We start from the raw sequence: 16,474 nt of genomic DNA, 5'->3' as shown, positions 1-16,474 counted from the left end.
GGATACAAACTTTGCGTACAGACAACATCCCTTGTGGGAGCGAGCCTGCTCGCGATGGCGATCCTGAAGACGCCTCCATTGCTCGCTTAACGCCGATTCGCCCACCGCTGGCGCAACCACTCAAGGTCTTCCGGCCGGGTGACCTTGATGTTATCCGCCCGCCCCTCAATCAGCCGAGGCGCTTGCCCCGCCCACTCCATGGCGGACGCTTCATCGGTTATCACGGCATCGGCCACCAGGCTGTCGGCCAGGGCCCGGTGCAAGGCGCCAAGACGGAACATCTGCGGTGTATAGGCTTGCCAGATCACGCTGCGATCGACGGTCTCCAACACACGGCCATGCTTGTCGGCGCGCTTGAGGGTGTCGCGAGCCGGGACGGCCAGCAGGCCACCGACCGGGTCGTTCGCCAGCTCATGGAGCAACGTATCCAGGTCGACCCGGGCAAGATTGGGACGCGCAGCGTCGTGAACCAACACCCAATCGAAATCGTCGGCGCCCTGTTCGTGTAAGTGCAGCAATGCATTGAGGACCGAATCCGAACGCTGCTCGCCGCCGTCCACCCGCTGGATACGGGGATCGCTGGCGCAGGCCAGGGTCGGCCAATAGGGATCGTCGTGAGCAATGCTAACCACCACGCCCTTGACGGTCGGGTGATCGAGGAAACAGCCGAGGCTGTGTTCAAGAATTGTGCGTGCGCCCAGTTGAAGGTATTGCTTGGGTCGGTCCGCGGCCATGCGAGCACCAACGCCCGCGGCAGGAATCACGGCCCAGAAGGCCGGTGGACGAATGCTCATTGGGCCAACTGGTAGAGGGTTTCGCCCTCCTTGACCATGCCCAATTCATGGCGAGCCCGCTCTTCGACGGTCTCCATGCCTTTCTTCAGTTCCATCACTTCGGCGTCCATCACCCGATTGCGCTCCAGCAATGCCTCGTTTTCGGCGTGCTGGTCGGCAATCTGCTGATTCAGCTCGGCCACTTGCGCCAGGCTGCCATTGCCCACCCACAGGCGGTACTGCAGGCCGGCCAGCAACAGGAGCAAGACGAGAAACAACCAATTGGGACTGCGCATCGAATATCAGGTATCCAGTGAAAAAAGACCGCCATGCCAAACTTTGAAGCGTCTGATAGCACGAAGCCTGGAAGATCCAGGCTTGTGCTTGATAAGGCATCAGATTAGAGGCAAAACCACCGCGTTGGTAATTGTTGCGACGCAATCCGCTGTCTTTTTACCATTTACCGCTTAACCGCGAAACTCGGCGCGACCGTTGTACTTGGCCTTGCCGTTCAACTGCTCTTCGATGCGCAGCAGTTGGTTGTACTTGGAAACGCGGTCGGAGCGGCACAGCGAACCGGTCTTGATCTGGCCCGCCGCGGTGCCCACGGCCAGGTCGGCAATGGTCGAGTCTTCGGTCTCACCGGAGCGGTGGGAGATCACGGCGGTGTAGCCGGCAGCCTTGGCCATCTGGATGGCTTCCAGGGTTTCGGTCAGGGTGCCGATCTGGTTGAACTTGATCAGGATAGAGTTGGCGATCTTCTTGTCGATGCCTTCTTTCAGGATCTTGGTGTTGGTCACGAACAAGTCGTCGCCCACCAGCTGGGTTTTCTCGCCGATCTTGTCGGTGAGGATTTTCCAGCCAGCCCAGTCGGACTCGTCCAGGCCATCTTCGATGGAAATGATCGGATAGCGCTCGGTCAGGCCCTTGAGGTAGTCGGCGAACCCTTCGGCGGTGAACACCTGGCCTTCGCCGGACAGGTTGTACTTGCCGTCTTCGAAGAACTCACTGGCGGCGCAGTCCAGGGCCAGGGTCACGTCGGTGCCCAGCTTGTAGCCAGCGTTGGCCACAGCTTCGGAGATCACTTTCAGGGCGTCTTCGTTGGACGCCAGGTTCGGTGCGAAACCGCCTTCGTCGCCAACGGCGGTGCTCAGGCCACGGGCTTTCAGCACGGCCTTGAGGTGATGGAAAATCTCGGTGCCCATGCGCAGGCCTTCGGAGAAGGACTTGGCGCCAACCGGCTGCACCATGAATTCCTGGATGTCGACGTTGTTATCGGCATGCTCGCCGCCGTTGATAATGTTCATCATTGGCACCGGCATCGAATAGACACCTGGGGTACCGTTGAGGTTGGCAATGTGGGCGTACAAAGGCAGGTCCTGGTCCTGAGCGGCGGCTTTGGCGGCGGCCAGGGACACTGCGAGGATCGCGTTGGCGCCCAGGGTGGCTTTGTTTTCGGTGCCGTCGAGCTTGATCATGGCCTGGTCGAGGGCCTTCTGGTCGGCAGGGTCCTTGCCCAGCAACAGGTCGCGGATCGGACCGTTGATGTTGGCGACGGCTTTCAGCACGCCCTTGCCCAGGTAACGGCTCTTGTCGCCATCACGCAGCTCCAGCGCTTCGCGCGAGCCAGTGGAAGCACCGGACGGCGCGCAGGCGCTGCCGATGATGCCGTTGTCGAGAAGCACGTCCGCTTCGACAGTGGGGTTGCCACGGGAGTCGAGAACTTCACGACCTTTGATGTCGACGATTTTTGCCATTGTTGTAAACACTCCAAAGTTGACGAAAACGACGCAGCGAGAAGAAAACTTTTACGGTCGGCGGGTATAGAGCAGCGGGCAGGCTCGCCGACGACAACGCCCGGCTCGCAGGCCAGAGCGTTGATCGAGCGGTACTTTACCGGAGAAAACCGCGTTACGCGGTTTCTATCGTCGGAAAACCCTTGACCAGCTCATCCAGCGACTTGAGCTGAGACAGGAAAGGTTCCAGCTTGTTCAAGCGCAAGGCACAAGGGCCGTCGCACTTGGCATTGTCGGGATCAGGGTGGGCTTCAAGGAACAGGCCAGCCAGAGACTGGCTCATGCCGGCCTTGGCCAGGTCGGTCACCTGGGCGCGACGACCGCCGGCGGAATCGGAGCGACCGCCGGGCATTTGCAGCGCGTGGGTCACGTCGAAGAACACCGGGTACTCGAACTGCTTCATGATGCCGAAGCCGAGCATGTCCACGACAAGGTTGTTGTAGCCGAAGCTCGAACCGCGCTCGCAGAGGATCAATTGGTCATTCCCGGCCTCTTCGCATTTGCTCAGGATGTGTTTCATTTCCTGGGGCGCGAGAAACTGGGCTTTCTTGATATTGATCACCGCGCCGGTCTTGGCCATCGCGACCACCAGGTCGGTCTGGCGCGACAGAAAGGCCGGCAACTGGATGATGTCGCACACTTCGGCGACGACCGCGGCCTGGGCCGGCTCGTGGACGTCGGTGATGATCGGCACGCCGAACGCTTGCTTGATGTCCTGGAAGATCCGCATGCCTTCTTCCAGGCCGGGGCCTCGGTAGGAGGTGACCGACGAACGGTTGGCCTTGTCGAAGCTGGCCTTGAAGACGTAAGGGATACCTAGCTTCTGGGTCACCTTCACGTATTCTTCGCAGACCTGCATCGCCATGTCGCGGCTTTCCAGCACGTTCATGCCACCAAACAGCACCATGGGCTTGTCGTTGGCAATCTCGATGTCGCCGACGCGGATGATCTTCTGGGCCATCGTCTTATGCCTTTTTCTGGTGTTGAGCCAAAGCGGCTTTCACGAAACCGCTGAACAGCGGGTGACCGTCGCGCGGTGTCGAAGTGAACTCCGGGTGAAACTGGCAGGCCACGAACCATGGATGGTCGGCAGCTTCGACCACTTCGACCAGCGCGCCGTCACCGGAACGACCGGAGATCTTCAGGCCGGCTTCGATCAGTTGAGGCAGCAGGTTGTTATTCACTTCGTAGCGGTGGCGATGGCGCTCGACAATGACATCCTTGGCGTAGCAGTCGTGCACCTTGGAGCCGGCTTCGAGCAGGCATTCCTGTGCGCCGAGGCGCATGGTGCCGCCCAGGTCGGAGCTTTCGGTACGCACTTCGACGGCACCGGTGGCGTCTTCCCACTCGGTGATCAGGCCCACGACCGGGTGGCCACTGGCGCGATCGAATTCGGTGGAGTTGGCGTCTTTCCAGCCCATCACGTTACGGGCAAACTCGATGACCGCCACTTGCATCCCGAGGCAGATGCCCAGGTACGGCACCTTGTTTTCACGAGCGTATTGCACCGCGGTGATCTTGCCTTCCACGCCGCGCAGGCCAAAGCCGCCCGGCACGAGGATCGCATCGGCGCCTTCGAGCAGGCCGGTGCCCTGATTCTCGATGTCTTCGGAGTCGATGTAGCGCAGGTTGACCTTGGTGCGGTTGCTGATCCCGGCATGACTCATCGCCTCGATCAGCGACTTGTAGGCGTCCAGCAGCTCCATGTACTTGCCGACCATGGCGATGGTGACTTCGTGTTCCGGGTTGAGCTTGGCATCGACCACGGCCTCCCACTCAGACAGGTCCGCGCTGGCGCATTGCAGGCCGAAGCGCTCGACGACGAAATCATCGAGGCCCTGGGAGTGCAGGATGCCCGGGATCTTGTAGATGGTGTCGGCGTCTTCCAGGCCGATGACCGCGCGTTCTTCCACGTTGGTGAACTGGGCGATCTTGCGACGCGAGGACATATCGATCGGGTGATCGGAGCGGCATACCAGCACGTCCGGCTGCAGGCCGATGGAACGCAGTTCCTTGACCGAGTGCTGGGTTGGCTTGGTCTTGGTTTCGCCGGCCGTGGCGATGTACGGCACCAGCGTCAGGTGCATCAGCATCGCGCGCTTGGCACCGATTTCGAAACGTAACTGGCGGATGGCTTCGAGGAACGGCTGGGACTCGATGTCGCCCACGGTACCGCCGATCTCTACCATCGCCACGTCCGCGTCGCCGGCGCCCTTGATGATGCGGCGCTTGATTTCGTCGGTGATGTGCGGGATGACCTGGATGGTCGCGCCCAGGTAGTCACCACGGCGTTCCTTGCGCAGCACGTGCTCGTAGACACGGCCGGTGGTGAAGTTGTTGTTCTGGGTCATGGTCGTGCGGATGAACCGCTCGTAGTGGCCCAGGTCCAGGTCGGTCTCGGCGCCGTCATGGGTAACGAACACTTCACCGTGCTGGAACGGGCTCATGGTGCCCGGGTCGACGTTGATGTACGGGTCCAGCTTGAGCATGGTGACCTTAAGTCCCCGCGCCTCCAGGATGGCCGCCAATGAAGCCGAGGCAATGCCTTTCCCCAATGAAGAAACAACACCGCCCGTGACGAATATGTAGCGCGTCATGAAAAACCCTAGAAGTCTGCGTTAAAGCGGTCCGAGCCGCCGGGGAAAGCGAAGGAAGGCCGAAGCCCCCGATCACCTGCATTAATCACAGTGCACCTTTCAAAAAAACCGCCGCGTCGGGACAGACCGGAGGTGAAATCACCGGTACGTTGCTCGCTACACATTTTTTGGAATCGCCCAGCAAAGACTGCTTGGTAATCGGCAACTCCTGCAATTCAGGCGAATCCACAGAAGTTGTATCAAGAAGGGAGCGTAGTCTACCGGAAAGCCCCTTTCAGCTCAAACCCAGATCTTGCCTTTCATGGCTGCCAAATGAGTTGCCAACGGTCACTGGCGTCCCGATCGAACCCCTTCAGATTGGCCAACCCCAGCAATTGCTCGCCCCGGTACAGGAGCGGCAAACGGCCACGGACGAACGCCGGCACGCTGTTTTCGTTGAGCAAACGCTTGAGGTCCCGGTGTCCACGACCCGGCAATTCCATGACTTCGCCGCCCCGGCGATAGCGAACGCAAAGCGGTCCCGGGGGGGCTTCGCCGCGCAAGATCACCCGGCCATTGCCCGGCAAGGCCAAAGGCTGATCCACGCAAGGCCATTCAACGGGGCCTGAGACTGGCTGCAGCCAGTGGTCGGATAACCACCAGATGCGTCCGCCGGTCCGGTGTATTTCCCCATCGGCCAGTCGCCAGACAGGATGACCATCGTCCCTGGCATCACGCAACGAGTCCCAGCCAACCCAATGGTCACTGTCGGGAAGCCGCGTGACGGGCGCCAGCCAATGACTCAACGCATTGCGTTGCCGGGCGGGGGACAGGGCCCGAAAAGATGTCATTTCAAGGGACCGCAGCCCGAGCCAATCGAAGGCATTCGGCGTGAGGGCGCGCGCCAGGTCGATCTGCGCCAGCTCGTCCAGCAAGCCTTGCGCCTCGCTCAGGTGCGCGGCGCTGCGGGCCAGGGTCAGCGACGCCTGGGGCCACTGCTCGGCCAAGACTGGAAAGACCCGCTGCCGCAGGAAATTGCGGGCGTAACGATGATCGTCATTGGAGGGATCTTCGACCCAGCTCAAGCCATGCCGCCTGGCATAGGCTTCCAGTTCCGCCCGGGAGACATCGAGCAATGGTCGCAGCAAATGCCCCTGCCCCAAGGGCCGCCGCCTCGGCATTGCCGACAAGCCCCGCGCCCCGGCCCCGCGCAGCAAACGAAACAACAGGGTTTCGGCCTGGTCGTCCCGGTGTTGCGCCGTGAGCAGCACTTCGTTGTTCTGCGTCGCCGCGATGAAAGCCGTGTAACGCGCATCCCGGGCAGCGCGCTCGACACTGGCGCCGGGCCGGACCTCAACGCTGATCACTTGCAGCGGTACCCCAAGGGCCTCGCAGACCCGGCGACAATGTTCCGGCCACGCCTCGGCCACGGCCTGGAGGCCATGGTGGACATGGATGGCGCTGAGGGGCGGCAGGACCTGGCTTTTTGCCAGGGAAACGAGCAGGTGCAGCAGGACGGTGGAGTCGAGGCCTCCGGAGAAGGCGATGCGCCAGGTGGACGCGTTGCGCCAGTCAGATAACTGAGCGAGAAGCCGGTTGGGCAGATCCGTGTTTGAGTTCATAGGAGTCAGCCTAGGGCATAAACAACTGTGGGAGCGAGCTTGCTTGCGATGGCGGTGTCTCAGTCAACTCAGGAGTTGAATGTTAAATCGCTATCGCGAGCAGGCTCGCTCCCACAAGGTATTGCAATCAGATCAGAGACCGTAGCTCATCAAGCGCTCATAGCGACGGGCCAGCAGCGCGTCGTTGTCGAAGGTTTTGAGCATCGACAACTGCGAGCTCAGTTCAGCGCGAATCAGCGCCGCTGCTGCGGCCGGATCGCGATGGGCGCCGCCCACTGGCTCGTTGATCACTTTATCAACGATGCCCAGGCCCTTGAGGCGCTCGGCGGTGATGCCCATGGCTTCGGCGGCATCCGGTGCCTTCTCGGCAGTTTTCCAGAGGATCGAAGCGCAACCTTCCGGCGAAATCACCGCGTAGGTGGAATATTGCAGCATGTTCAATTGGTCGCAGACACCGATGGCCAACGCACCGCCAGAACCGCCTTCACCAATCACGGTGGCGATGATCGGGGTCTTCAGGCGCGCCATCACGCGCAGGTTCCAGGCGATCGCTTCGCTCTGGTTGCGCTCTTCAGCGTCGATGCCCGGATAGGCGCCTGGGGTGTCGATGAAGGTCAGGATCGGCATCTTGAAGCGCTCGGCCATTTCCATCAGGCGGCAAGCCTTGCGGTAGCCTTCCGGACGCGGCATGCCGAAGTTGCGACGCACCTTCTCGCGCACTTCGCGGCCCTTCTGGTGACCGATCACCATCACTGGCTGGTCGTCCAGGCGGGCGACACCACCGACAATCGCGGCGTCGTCGGAGAAATGACGGTCGCCGTGAAGCTCATCGAACTCGGTGAAGATGTGTTCAATGTAGTCCAGGGTGTAGGGACGACGCGGATGACGCGCCAGACGCGCGATCTGCCAACTGGTCAGCTTGCCGAAGATGTCTTCGGTCAGCGTGCGGCTCTTGTCCTGCAGCCGAGAGATTTCATCGCCGATATTCAGCGAATTGTCGTTACCGACCAAGCGCAACTCTTCGATCTTGGCTTGCAGGTCGGCGATCGGCTGTTCGAAATCTAGAAAATTCGGGTTCATAGGCGTCCGTCTTGGGTCGACGTCCAAGAGAGCTTGGGCCGGCCGGTTGTCTATTCGCGCCCTACCTTAAGGGAGAGGCGCGTTCAGGTCGAGATTAAAAATTCGAGTCGAGGTCAGGGGCGCTCCGGGTGCGGGAGTGGCCCCTGGCCGTCAACGGTATTGGAGGAAGACGTTGTCTTTGCCGAACTGGTCACGCAAGGCTTGAATCAACGCATCCGCCGGGTCGATCCGCCACCCCTCGCCAAACTGCAGCACGGCCTTGGCGTCGGGGCGCACGTACTCCATGGTAATCGGGCAAGCACCGCGATGACGCTTGAACAATTCACCCAACCAGCGTAGCTGATCGCCCTTCAGATCCTGGGTCTGCAACTTCAGGCGCAGGCTCTCGGCCAGGTTGGTACGGGCATCCTCCATGCTCATCACCCGCTTGACCCGCAACCGCAGGCCGCCGGAAAAGTCATCATTGCTGACCTCCCCTTCCACCACGACCATCGCATCCGTCTGCAGCAACGACTGCGCCGAATGGAACGCGTCGGCAAACAATGACGCTTCGATACGCCCAGAGCGGTCGTCGAGGGTGATGAAGCCCATCTTGTCGCCCTTTTTGTTTTTCATTACCCGCAGGGCGATGATCATGCCGGCGACCGTTTGCGTGTCGCGTGCCGGCTTCAGGTCGATGATGCGCTGACGGGCGAAGCGGCGGATCTCGCCTTCGTATTCATCGATCGGGTGACCGGTGAGGTACAGACCCAAGGTGTCTTTCTCGCCCTTGAGGCGCTCCTTGAGGGTCAGCTCCTTGGCCTTGCGATGATTGGCATACACATCGGCGTCTTCCTCGACGAACAACCCGCCAAACAGGTCGGCGTGGCCGCTGTCGTGGGTGCGGGCCGTCTGTTCGGCGGCCTTGATCGCTTCTTCCATCGCCGCCAGCAACACCGCGCGGTTGCGGTCGATGTTGGCCTGGTAGGCCTTGGGCTCGTCATGGAAGTACGGGCCCAAACGGTCCAGGGCGCCACTACGGATCAGCCCGTCGAGGGTACGCTTGTTGATACGTTTGAGGTCGACCCGGGCGCAGAAATCGAACAGGTCCTTGAAGGGCCCGTCCTGGCGCGCTTCGGTGATCGCCTCCACCGGGCCTTCGCCCACGCCCTTGATCGCGCCGAGGCCGTAGATGATGCGGCCTTCGTCGTTCACCGTGAACTTGAACTCCGAAGCGTTCACGTCCGGCGCGTCGAGGCGCAGCTTCATGGTCCGCACTTCTTCGATCAAGGTCACGACCTTGTCGGTGTTGTGCATATCCGCCGAGAGCACCGCCGCCATGAACGGCGCCGGGTAGTGTGCTTTCAACCATGCCGTCTGGTACGACACCAGGCCATAGGCGGCGGAGTGGGATTTGTTGAAGCCATAGCCGGCGAATTTTTCCACCAGGTCGAAGATGTTGCCCGCCAGGTCCGCATCGATGCCGTTGTTTGCGCAACCTTCGATGAAACCGCCGCGTTGCTTGGCCATCTCCTCGGGCTTTTTCTTACCCATCGCTCGACGCAGCATATCCGCGCCGCCGAGGGTGTAGCCGGCCATCACCTGGGCAATCTGCATCACCTGTTCCTGATACAGGATGATGCCGTAGGTCGGTGCCAGTACTGGCTTGAGGCCCTCGTACTGGTAGTCGGGGTGCGGATAGGCCAGCTCGGCGCGCCCGTGCTTACGGTTGATGAAGTCGTCCACCATGCCCGATTGCAGCGGGCCCGGACGGAACAGGGCCACCAGTGCGATCAAGTCTTCCAGGCAGTCGGGCTTGAGTTTCTTGATCAGCTCCTTCATGCCTCGGGATTCAAGCTGGAACACCGCCGTGGTTTCAGCTTTCTGCAACAGGCTGTAGGTCGGCTTGTCGTCAAGCGGAATGAAGGCAATGTCCAGCGGCTCTTCGCCGACCTTGGCCCGGTCGCGGTTGATGGTCTTGAGCGCCCAGTCGATGATGGTCAGCGTCCGCAGGCCGAGGAAGTCGAACTTCACCAGGCCCGCCGCCTCGACGTCGTCCTTGTCGAACTGGGTGACCAGGCCGTCGCCCTCTTCATCGCAATAGATCGGCGAGAAGTCGGTCAGCTTGGTCGGCGCGATCACCACGCCACCGGCGTGCTTGCCGACGTTACGCACCACGCCTTCGAGCTTGCGGGCCATCTCCCAGATTTCCGCGGCCTCTTCGTCGACCTTGATGAAGTCCCGCAGGATTTCTTCCTGCTCGTAGGCCTTTTCCAGGGTCATGCCGACTTCGAAGGGGATCATCTTCGACAGGCGATCCGCCAGGCCGTAGGACTTGCCCTGCACCCGCGCCACGTCGCGCACCACAGCCTTGGCGGCCATGGAACCGAAAGTGATGATCTGGCTCACCGCGTTGCGGCCGTACTTCTCGGCCACGTAGTCGATCACCCGGTCGCGACCGTCCATGCAGAAGTCGACGTCGAAGTCGGGCATGGAAACCCGTTCCGGGTTGAGGAAACGTTCGAAGAGCAGGTCATATTCCAGCGGGTCGAGGTCGGTGATCTTCTGCACGTAGGCCACCAGCGACCCGGCGCCCGACCCCCGGCCAGGGCCTACCGGCACGCCGTTGCTCTTGGCCCACTGGATGAAGTCCATCACAATCAGGAAGTAACCGGGGAACCCCATCTGGATGATGATATCCAGTTCGAAATTCAACCGATCGACATAGACCTGGCGCTTGGCTTCGTAATCTTCGGTGGTGTCCTTGGGCAACAGGACGCTCAGCCGTTCTTCGAGGCCGTCGAACGAGACCTTGCGGAAATATTCATCGATGGTCATGCCATCGGGAATCGGGAAGTTGGGCAAAAAGTGCTTGCCCAGCTTCACTTCGATGTTGCAGCGCTTGGCGATCTCGACGGTGTTTTCCAGCGCTTCGGGCAGGTCGCTGAACAACTCGGCCATTTCCTCGGCGCTTTTGAGGTACTGCTGGTCGCTGTAGTTCTTCGGCCGACGCGGGTCGTCGAGGGCGCGGCCCTCGCCGATGCAGACGCGGGTCTCGTGGGCCTCGAAATCTTCTTGCTTGATAAACCGCACGTCATTGGTCGCCACCAGCGGCGCACCGAGCTTGTCGGCCAGGGCCACGGCGGCGTGCAGGTGCTCTTCGTCATTGGGACGGCTGGTGCGCTGCACCTCGATGTAGAAGCGATCCGGGAACACCGCCATCCAGTCGCGAGCGAGCTGCTCGGCTTCTTCGGTATTGCCGCTGAGCAGGGCCAGGCCGATCTCGCCCTCCTTGGCCGCCGACAGCATGATCAACCCTTCGCTGGCCTCGGCCACCCATTCGCGCTCGATGATGATCGAGCCGTTGCGCTGGCCGTCGATAAAGCCGCGGGAAATCAGCTCGGTGAGGTTGCGGTAGCCCACGGCATTCATCACCAGCAGGCTGATACGGCTCAGCGGCGCATCCGGGTCCTTGCTCGCCAGCCACAGGTCGGCGCCGCAGATCGGCTTGATCCCGGCGCCCATGGCGTTCTTGTAGAACTTGACCAGCGAGCACATGTTGTTCTGGTCGGTAACCGCCACGGCAGGCATGTTCATGCCCACCAGGGTCTTGACCAGGGGCTTGATCCGCACCAGACCGTCGACCAGGGAATATTCAGTGTGCAGGCGTAGATGAACGAATGAAGCCGGCATAGTGATCCTGCGTTAAGTCATGAAAACAACAAGGCCCGGATTGTACCGGGCCTTGGGTAAAACATCAGCCATGTGTATCCCGTCAGGCAAATGCGCACACTACTTTTGTGGCGAGGGGATTTATCCCCGCTGGGCTGCGAAGCGGCCCCAAAAGCCCATCAGGCAACGGGTTGTCAGCTAAAGGACCGCTTCGCGCTCCAGCGGGGATAAATCCCCTCGCCACAAATCCACATTCGCCTTTATGTAATGGGAGCCTGATTACTCACGATCAGCCCACCACGCGCCTCATAAGCCAGCCGAACCGGCGCGAACGAACGCCTGTGGATCGGCGTCGGCCCAAGGCGTGCCAGTGCTTCCAGATGCACCGGGGTCGGATAACCCTTGTGGCTGCCAATCCCGTAGCCGGGGTAGATCAATTCGAACGCGGCCATTTCCCGGTCGCGGCTGACCTTGGCCAGGATCGAGGCGGCTGCGATGGCCGGAACCTTGCCGTCGCCCTGGATGACCGCCTCGGCGCGCATCGACAGTTTCGGACAGCGATTGCCGTCGATCATCGCCAGCTTCGGCGTGACATGCAGCCCGTGCACCGCACGCTGCATGGCGAGCATGGTGGCGTGCAGGATATTGAGTTCATCGATTTCTTCGACTTCGGCCCGGGCGATGCACCAACTCAAGGCTTTCTCACAGATTTCGTCATAAAGCCTTTCGCGACGGGCCTCGGTGAGTTTCTTCGAGTCATCGAGACCCAGAATCGGCCGTGTCGGATCGAGAATCACCGCCGCCGTGACCACCGCACCGCACAACGGGCCGCGTCCTACTTCATCGACACCGGCGACAAGCTGTTCCACCTCGGCGACCAGGTTGAAATCCAGGCCCATCTGCAGCTTTACGTTGCTCATTGTTTCTTGCCGATCAGGGTCAATACAGCCTCCGCAGCCTGGTTGGACGCATCGCGTCGCAAGGTGCGGTGGATTTCGTCAAAGCCCCGGGTCTGTTCCTCGCCGCCGTCGATCAGGGGCAACAGCGTATTGGCCAGCGACTCGGCGGTTGCGTCGTCCTGAAGCAGCTCGGGTACCAGCAAGCGCTGGGCCAGAAGATTCGGCAAGGAAACGTAAGGGCTCTTGACCATGCGCTTGAGAATCCAGAACGTCAGCGGCGCCAAACGATACGCGACCACCATTGGGCGTTTGTATAACAACGCCTCAAGGGTAGCAGTGCCAGAGGCAATCAACACGGCATCGCAGGCGGCCAGCGCTTGGTGGGACTGACCGTCGAGCAGCATCACCGGCAAATCGCGCCCGGCCAGCAAGGCTTCAAGCTGGCCGCGCCGCTGCGGGCTGGCACAAGGAAGGACAAACCTGACATCGGGACGCATCGTCCGCATCCGTTCGGCGGCGTCGAAGAACAACCCGCCCAGGCGACTGACCTCGCCGCCCCGGCTGCCAGGCATCAACGCCACCAGCGGCCCTTCCGGCAGGCCCAAGGTCTGGCGAGCCGCCGCGCGGTCTGCTTCCAGGGGAATGGTATCGGCCAGGGTGTGCCCGACAAACCGCACCGGCACGCCTTTTTCTTCGTAGAAGCGCGCTTCGAATGGCAGCAGCGTGAGCATCAGGTCGCAGCCTTCGCGAATCTTCAGCACCCGCTTCTGCCGCCAGGCCCAGACGGACGGGCTGACGTAATGCACGGTCTTGATGCCAGCCTGGCGCAACTTGAGCTCGATATTGAGGGTGAAGTCCGGCGCGTCGATGCCGATGAAGACGTCCGGTTTCTCCTCGATCAGCGTCTGGATCAGTTGCTTGCGACGGGCCAGTAACTCGCGCAAGCGCCCGAGCACCTCCACCAGGCCCATGACCGACAGCCGCTCCATGGGAAAGTAGGACTCCAGGCCTTCGGCCTGCATCAACGGGCCGCCGACACCGATGAATTCGACCGCGAGATGCTGCGCCTTGAGCGCGCGCATCAAGCCGGCACCCAGGATGTCACCGGAAGCCTCTCCCGCCACCAGCGCAATACGCAGATTGGCCATGGTCAGCGGGTGATGCCGCGGGTCGAAGACTGGATGGAGTCGCGGAATGTCGCGACCTCCGGGAACTGCACTGACGCTTCGGCCAGTTCGGCGAGCGCCTGCTCGACCGTCAGGCCCTGGCGGTAGACGACCTTGTAGGCGCGGCGCAAGGCCGTGATCGCCTCTTCACTGAAACCACGACGACGCATGCCTTCGAAGTTCATGCTGCGGGCTTCGGCCGGGTTACCGAACACCGTGACATAGGCCGGGACATCCTTGCCGATGGCGGTGCCCATGCCGGAGAAACTGTGGGCACCGATATGGCAATACTGGTGGACCAGGGTGAAACCGGACAGGATCGCCCAGTCATCCACATGCACATGGCCGGCCAACGCGGTGTTGTTGACCAGGATGCAATGGTTGCCAATGATGCTGTCGTGACCGATATGGGCATAGGCCATGATCAGGTTGTGATCGCCCAGCGTCGTTTCGGAACGGTCCTGGACGGTGCCACGGTGGATCGTCACGCCTTCGCGAATCACATTGTGATCGCCGATCACCAGGCGGGTTTCTTCACCTTTGTACTTGAGATCGGGCGTGTCCTCGCCTACCGATGAAAACTGGTAGATGCGATTGTGCCGGCCGATCCGGGTCGGGCCCTTGAGAATTACGTGGGGACCGATCACCGTGCCCTCGCCGATTTCCACACCTGCGCCGATGATTGACCAAGGGCCAACCTCGACATCGGCGGCCAGCACGGCCGACGGATCGATGATTGCGCGAGGGTCAATCAAACTCATAGCTTGCGTTCCGCGCAGATGATTTCAGCGGAGCAGACCGGCTTGCCGTCGACCGAAGCCTGGCATTCGAATTTCCAGATCTGGCGCTTGCAACTGATGAACTTGGCCTCGAGGATCAATTGATCGCCCGGGGTCACCGGCTGGCGGAAACGCAGCTTGTCGGAGCCGACGAAGTAATACAGCGTGCCATCGGCAGGCTTCACGTCGAGCATTTTGAAACCAAGGATCCCGGCAGCCTGAGCCATCGCTTCGATGATCAACACGCCCGGCATGATTGGATGCGCTGGGAAGTGGCCATTGAAGAACGGTTCGTTGATGCTGACATTCTTGTAGGCGCGAATGCGCTTGCCTTCAACATCCAGGTCCACGACCCGATCCACCAGCAGGAACGGGTAACGGTGAGGCAGGTATTCGCGAATCTCGTTGATGTCCATCATTTCGGGGGGAAGCCTATGTAAAGATTGGGAGCGCACGATTGACGCGCACCCCGCTAGCAAATCAAGGAGGCCAGGGCCTAGCGGCTGTGCACACTTGATATGGAAATGGTATCAGCCATCTGATGAAGCATTACCGCCAGGGGTCACGTCCCCTACACGCTTTTCCACCTGCTTGAGGCGCCGCGCGATGTCGTCGAGCTGGCGGATACGCGCCGCGCTCTTTCGCCACTCGGCAGCCGGTTGCATGGCTGTGCCGGAAGAATAGGCACCCGGCTCGGTAATCGAGTGGGTCACCATGGTCATCCCGGTCAGGAATACGTTGTCACAAATATCGATATGGCCCACCAGGCCCACGCCGCCGGCGAGCATGCAGTGCTTGCCGATTTTGGTGCTGCCGGAAATGCCGACACAAGCCGCCATGGCGGTGTGATCACCGACCTGGACGTTGTGGGCGATCTGGATCTGGTTATCGAGCTTGACGCCATTGCCGATGACCGTATCGGCCAGCGCGCCACGGTCGATGGCCGTATTGACGCCTATCTCCACGTCGTCGCCAACGCTCACGCCACCAATCTGGGCGATCTTTTGCCAGACGCCCTTCTCATTGGCGAAACCGAACCCTTCACCGCCCAGCACCGCGCCGGACTGGATCACCACCCGTTTGCCGATGCGTACATCGTGGTAGAGGGTGACCCGCGGAGCCAGCCAACCGCCCTCGCCGATCTCGCTACGCGCACCGATGAAGCAATGGGCGCCCAGCGTCACGCCGGCGCCAATCCGGGCCGCGCTTTCGATGACGACGAAGGGACCGATACTGGCCGAGGGATCGACGACGGCATCCGACGCGATCACCGCGCTGGGATGAATGCCTGCCGCCGACTTGGGCTTGGGATCGAACAGATGGGAAATTCGCGCGTACGCCAGGTACGGATCGGCCACGATCAGCGCATCGCCGACAAACCCTTCGGCATCGCCAGCCTTGAGCAATAACGCGGCAGCCCGGCTGTCAGCCAGGTATTTGCGGTACTGGGGATTTGCCAGGAAGCTCAACTGAGCTGGGCCAGCCTCTTGCAAAGTGGCTAGCCCAGTGATGACCTTCTCCGGGTCGCCACGCAGGGTGGCGCCGAGGAACTCAGCCAATTGGCCGAGCTTGATAGTCGCTGTCATGGATTACTTCAGCTGGTTCATGCGCTCGATGACCTGGCGCGTGATGTCGTATTGAGGTTTGACATCGATCACTGCGCCCCGCTCGAACACCAGGTCGAAACCACCTTTCTTGATGACTTCTTCCACGGCGCTGTCGAGTTTCGGCTTGAGCTGCTTGAGCATTTCACGGTCGGCCACGGCTTTCGCTTCGTTCAGTTCCTTGGACTGGAACTGAAAGTCACGAGCCTTCTGCTTGAATTCAAGCTCCAGGCGTTCGCGCTCGCCCTGGGCCATCTTGTCGCCACCGGCCACCAGACGGTCCTGAATGCCTTTGGCACTGCTTTCCAGGCCTTTGAGCTTGGTCAGTTGCGGGCCAAATTTCTTCTCGGCGTCTACGGCATATTTCTTCGCCGCGTCGGACTCCAGCAAGGCCATCTGATAGTTCAGCACGGCGATTTTCATGTCGGCAAAAGCCGGGCCTGCGACCAGCACGGTCGCCAGGAGAACCAATTGAGTCAACTTACGCACGATGTACTCCTACAAAATCCGTTGTCGTTATCTTGGGTC

General features: G+C 61.0%; 14 protein-coding genes. All 14 read right to left on the bottom strand.

Annotation, left to right across the window (positions count from 1 at the left end):
* Positions 1-86: 86 nt before the first annotated feature.
* Positions 87-794, bottom strand: a complete 708-nt coding sequence (gene ispD, locus M1D68_RS05590; RefSeq protein ID WP_420764250.1) for a 2-C-methyl-D-erythritol 4-phosphate cytidylyltransferase — start codon at positions 792-794, stop codon at positions 87-89.
* The gene (ftsB, locus tag M1D68_RS05585) at positions 791-1,069 is read right to left on the bottom strand and encodes a cell division protein FtsB (RefSeq protein WP_420764249.1); all 279 of its coding nucleotides are present in this window, start codon (positions 1,067-1,069) and stop codon (positions 791-793) included. Before ftsB ends, ispD begins: the two co-directional genes overlap by 4 nt.
* A gap of 171 nt (positions 1,070-1,240) precedes the next feature.
* The gene (gene eno / locus M1D68_RS05580) at positions 1,241-2,530 is read right to left on the bottom strand and encodes a phosphopyruvate hydratase (protein WP_258631378.1); all 1,290 of its coding nucleotides are present in this window, start codon (positions 2,528-2,530) and stop codon (positions 1,241-1,243) included.
* A gap of 154 nt (positions 2,531-2,684) precedes the next feature.
* Entirely contained in the window at positions 2,685-3,530 is an 846-nt protein-coding gene (kdsA, locus tag M1D68_RS05575) for a 3-deoxy-8-phosphooctulonate synthase (protein ID WP_122565457.1), read from the bottom strand.
* A 4-nt stretch (positions 3,531-3,534) separates the two neighbouring features.
* Positions 3,535-5,166: a CTP synthase gene (locus tag M1D68_RS05570; protein WP_420764248.1), complete on the bottom strand. Its 1,632-nt coding sequence runs from the start codon at positions 5,164-5,166 to the stop codon at positions 3,535-3,537.
* Between the two features lie 299 nt (positions 5,167-5,465).
* Positions 5,466-6,767, bottom strand: coding sequence for a tRNA lysidine(34) synthetase TilS (gene tilS / locus M1D68_RS05565; RefSeq protein WP_457969580.1), 1,302 nt, complete (start codon positions 6,765-6,767; stop codon positions 5,466-5,468).
* Between the two features lie 132 nt (positions 6,768-6,899).
* Positions 6,900-7,847: an acetyl-CoA carboxylase carboxyltransferase subunit alpha gene (locus M1D68_RS05560; RefSeq protein ID WP_420764246.1), complete on the bottom strand. Its 948-nt coding sequence runs from the start codon at positions 7,845-7,847 to the stop codon at positions 6,900-6,902.
* Positions 7,848-7,997: 150 nt separating this feature from the next.
* Positions 7,998-11,519: a DNA polymerase III subunit alpha gene (gene dnaE / locus M1D68_RS05555; protein WP_434562539.1), complete on the bottom strand. Its 3,522-nt coding sequence runs from the start codon at positions 11,517-11,519 to the stop codon at positions 7,998-8,000.
* Positions 11,520-11,758: 239 nt separating this feature from the next.
* Positions 11,759-12,403, bottom strand: coding sequence for a ribonuclease HII (gene rnhB, locus M1D68_RS05550; protein WP_457970685.1), 645 nt, complete (start codon positions 12,401-12,403; stop codon positions 11,759-11,761).
* An 11-nt stretch (positions 12,404-12,414) separates the two neighbouring features.
* Entirely contained in the window at positions 12,415-13,545 is a 1,131-nt protein-coding gene (gene lpxB, locus M1D68_RS05545; protein WP_457969578.1) for a lipid-A-disaccharide synthase, read from the bottom strand.
* Between the two features lie 2 nt (positions 13,546-13,547).
* Positions 13,548-14,324 carry an acyl-ACP--UDP-N-acetylglucosamine O-acyltransferase gene (gene lpxA / locus M1D68_RS05540; RefSeq protein ID WP_420764243.1) on the bottom strand — a complete coding sequence of 259 codons (777 nt, stop codon included), beginning with the start codon at positions 14,322-14,324 and terminating at the stop codon, positions 13,548-13,550.
* Entirely contained in the window at positions 14,321-14,761 is a 441-nt protein-coding gene (gene fabZ, locus M1D68_RS05535; RefSeq protein ID WP_003184897.1) for a 3-hydroxyacyl-ACP dehydratase FabZ, read from the bottom strand. Before fabZ ends, lpxA begins: the two co-directional genes overlap by 4 nt.
* Positions 14,762-14,872: 111 nt before the next feature.
* Positions 14,873-15,928 (bottom strand): UDP-3-O-(3-hydroxymyristoyl)glucosamine N-acyltransferase, encoded by a 1,056-nt coding sequence (gene lpxD / locus M1D68_RS05530; protein WP_434562535.1) that lies wholly within the window; start codon positions 15,926-15,928, stop codon positions 14,873-14,875.
* Between the two features lie 3 nt (positions 15,929-15,931).
* The gene (locus M1D68_RS05525) at positions 15,932-16,435 is read right to left on the bottom strand and encodes an OmpH/Skp family outer membrane protein (RefSeq protein ID WP_003184901.1); all 504 of its coding nucleotides are present in this window, start codon (positions 16,433-16,435) and stop codon (positions 15,932-15,934) included.
* Between the last annotated feature and the right edge of the window lie 39 nt (positions 16,436-16,474).

The sequence above is a fragment of the Pseudomonas sp. R4-84 genome, from assembly GCF_054130985.1.
The sequence above is the reverse complement of the archived record's forward strand: the minus strand, read 5'-3'. Positions and strand labels throughout refer to the sequence as shown.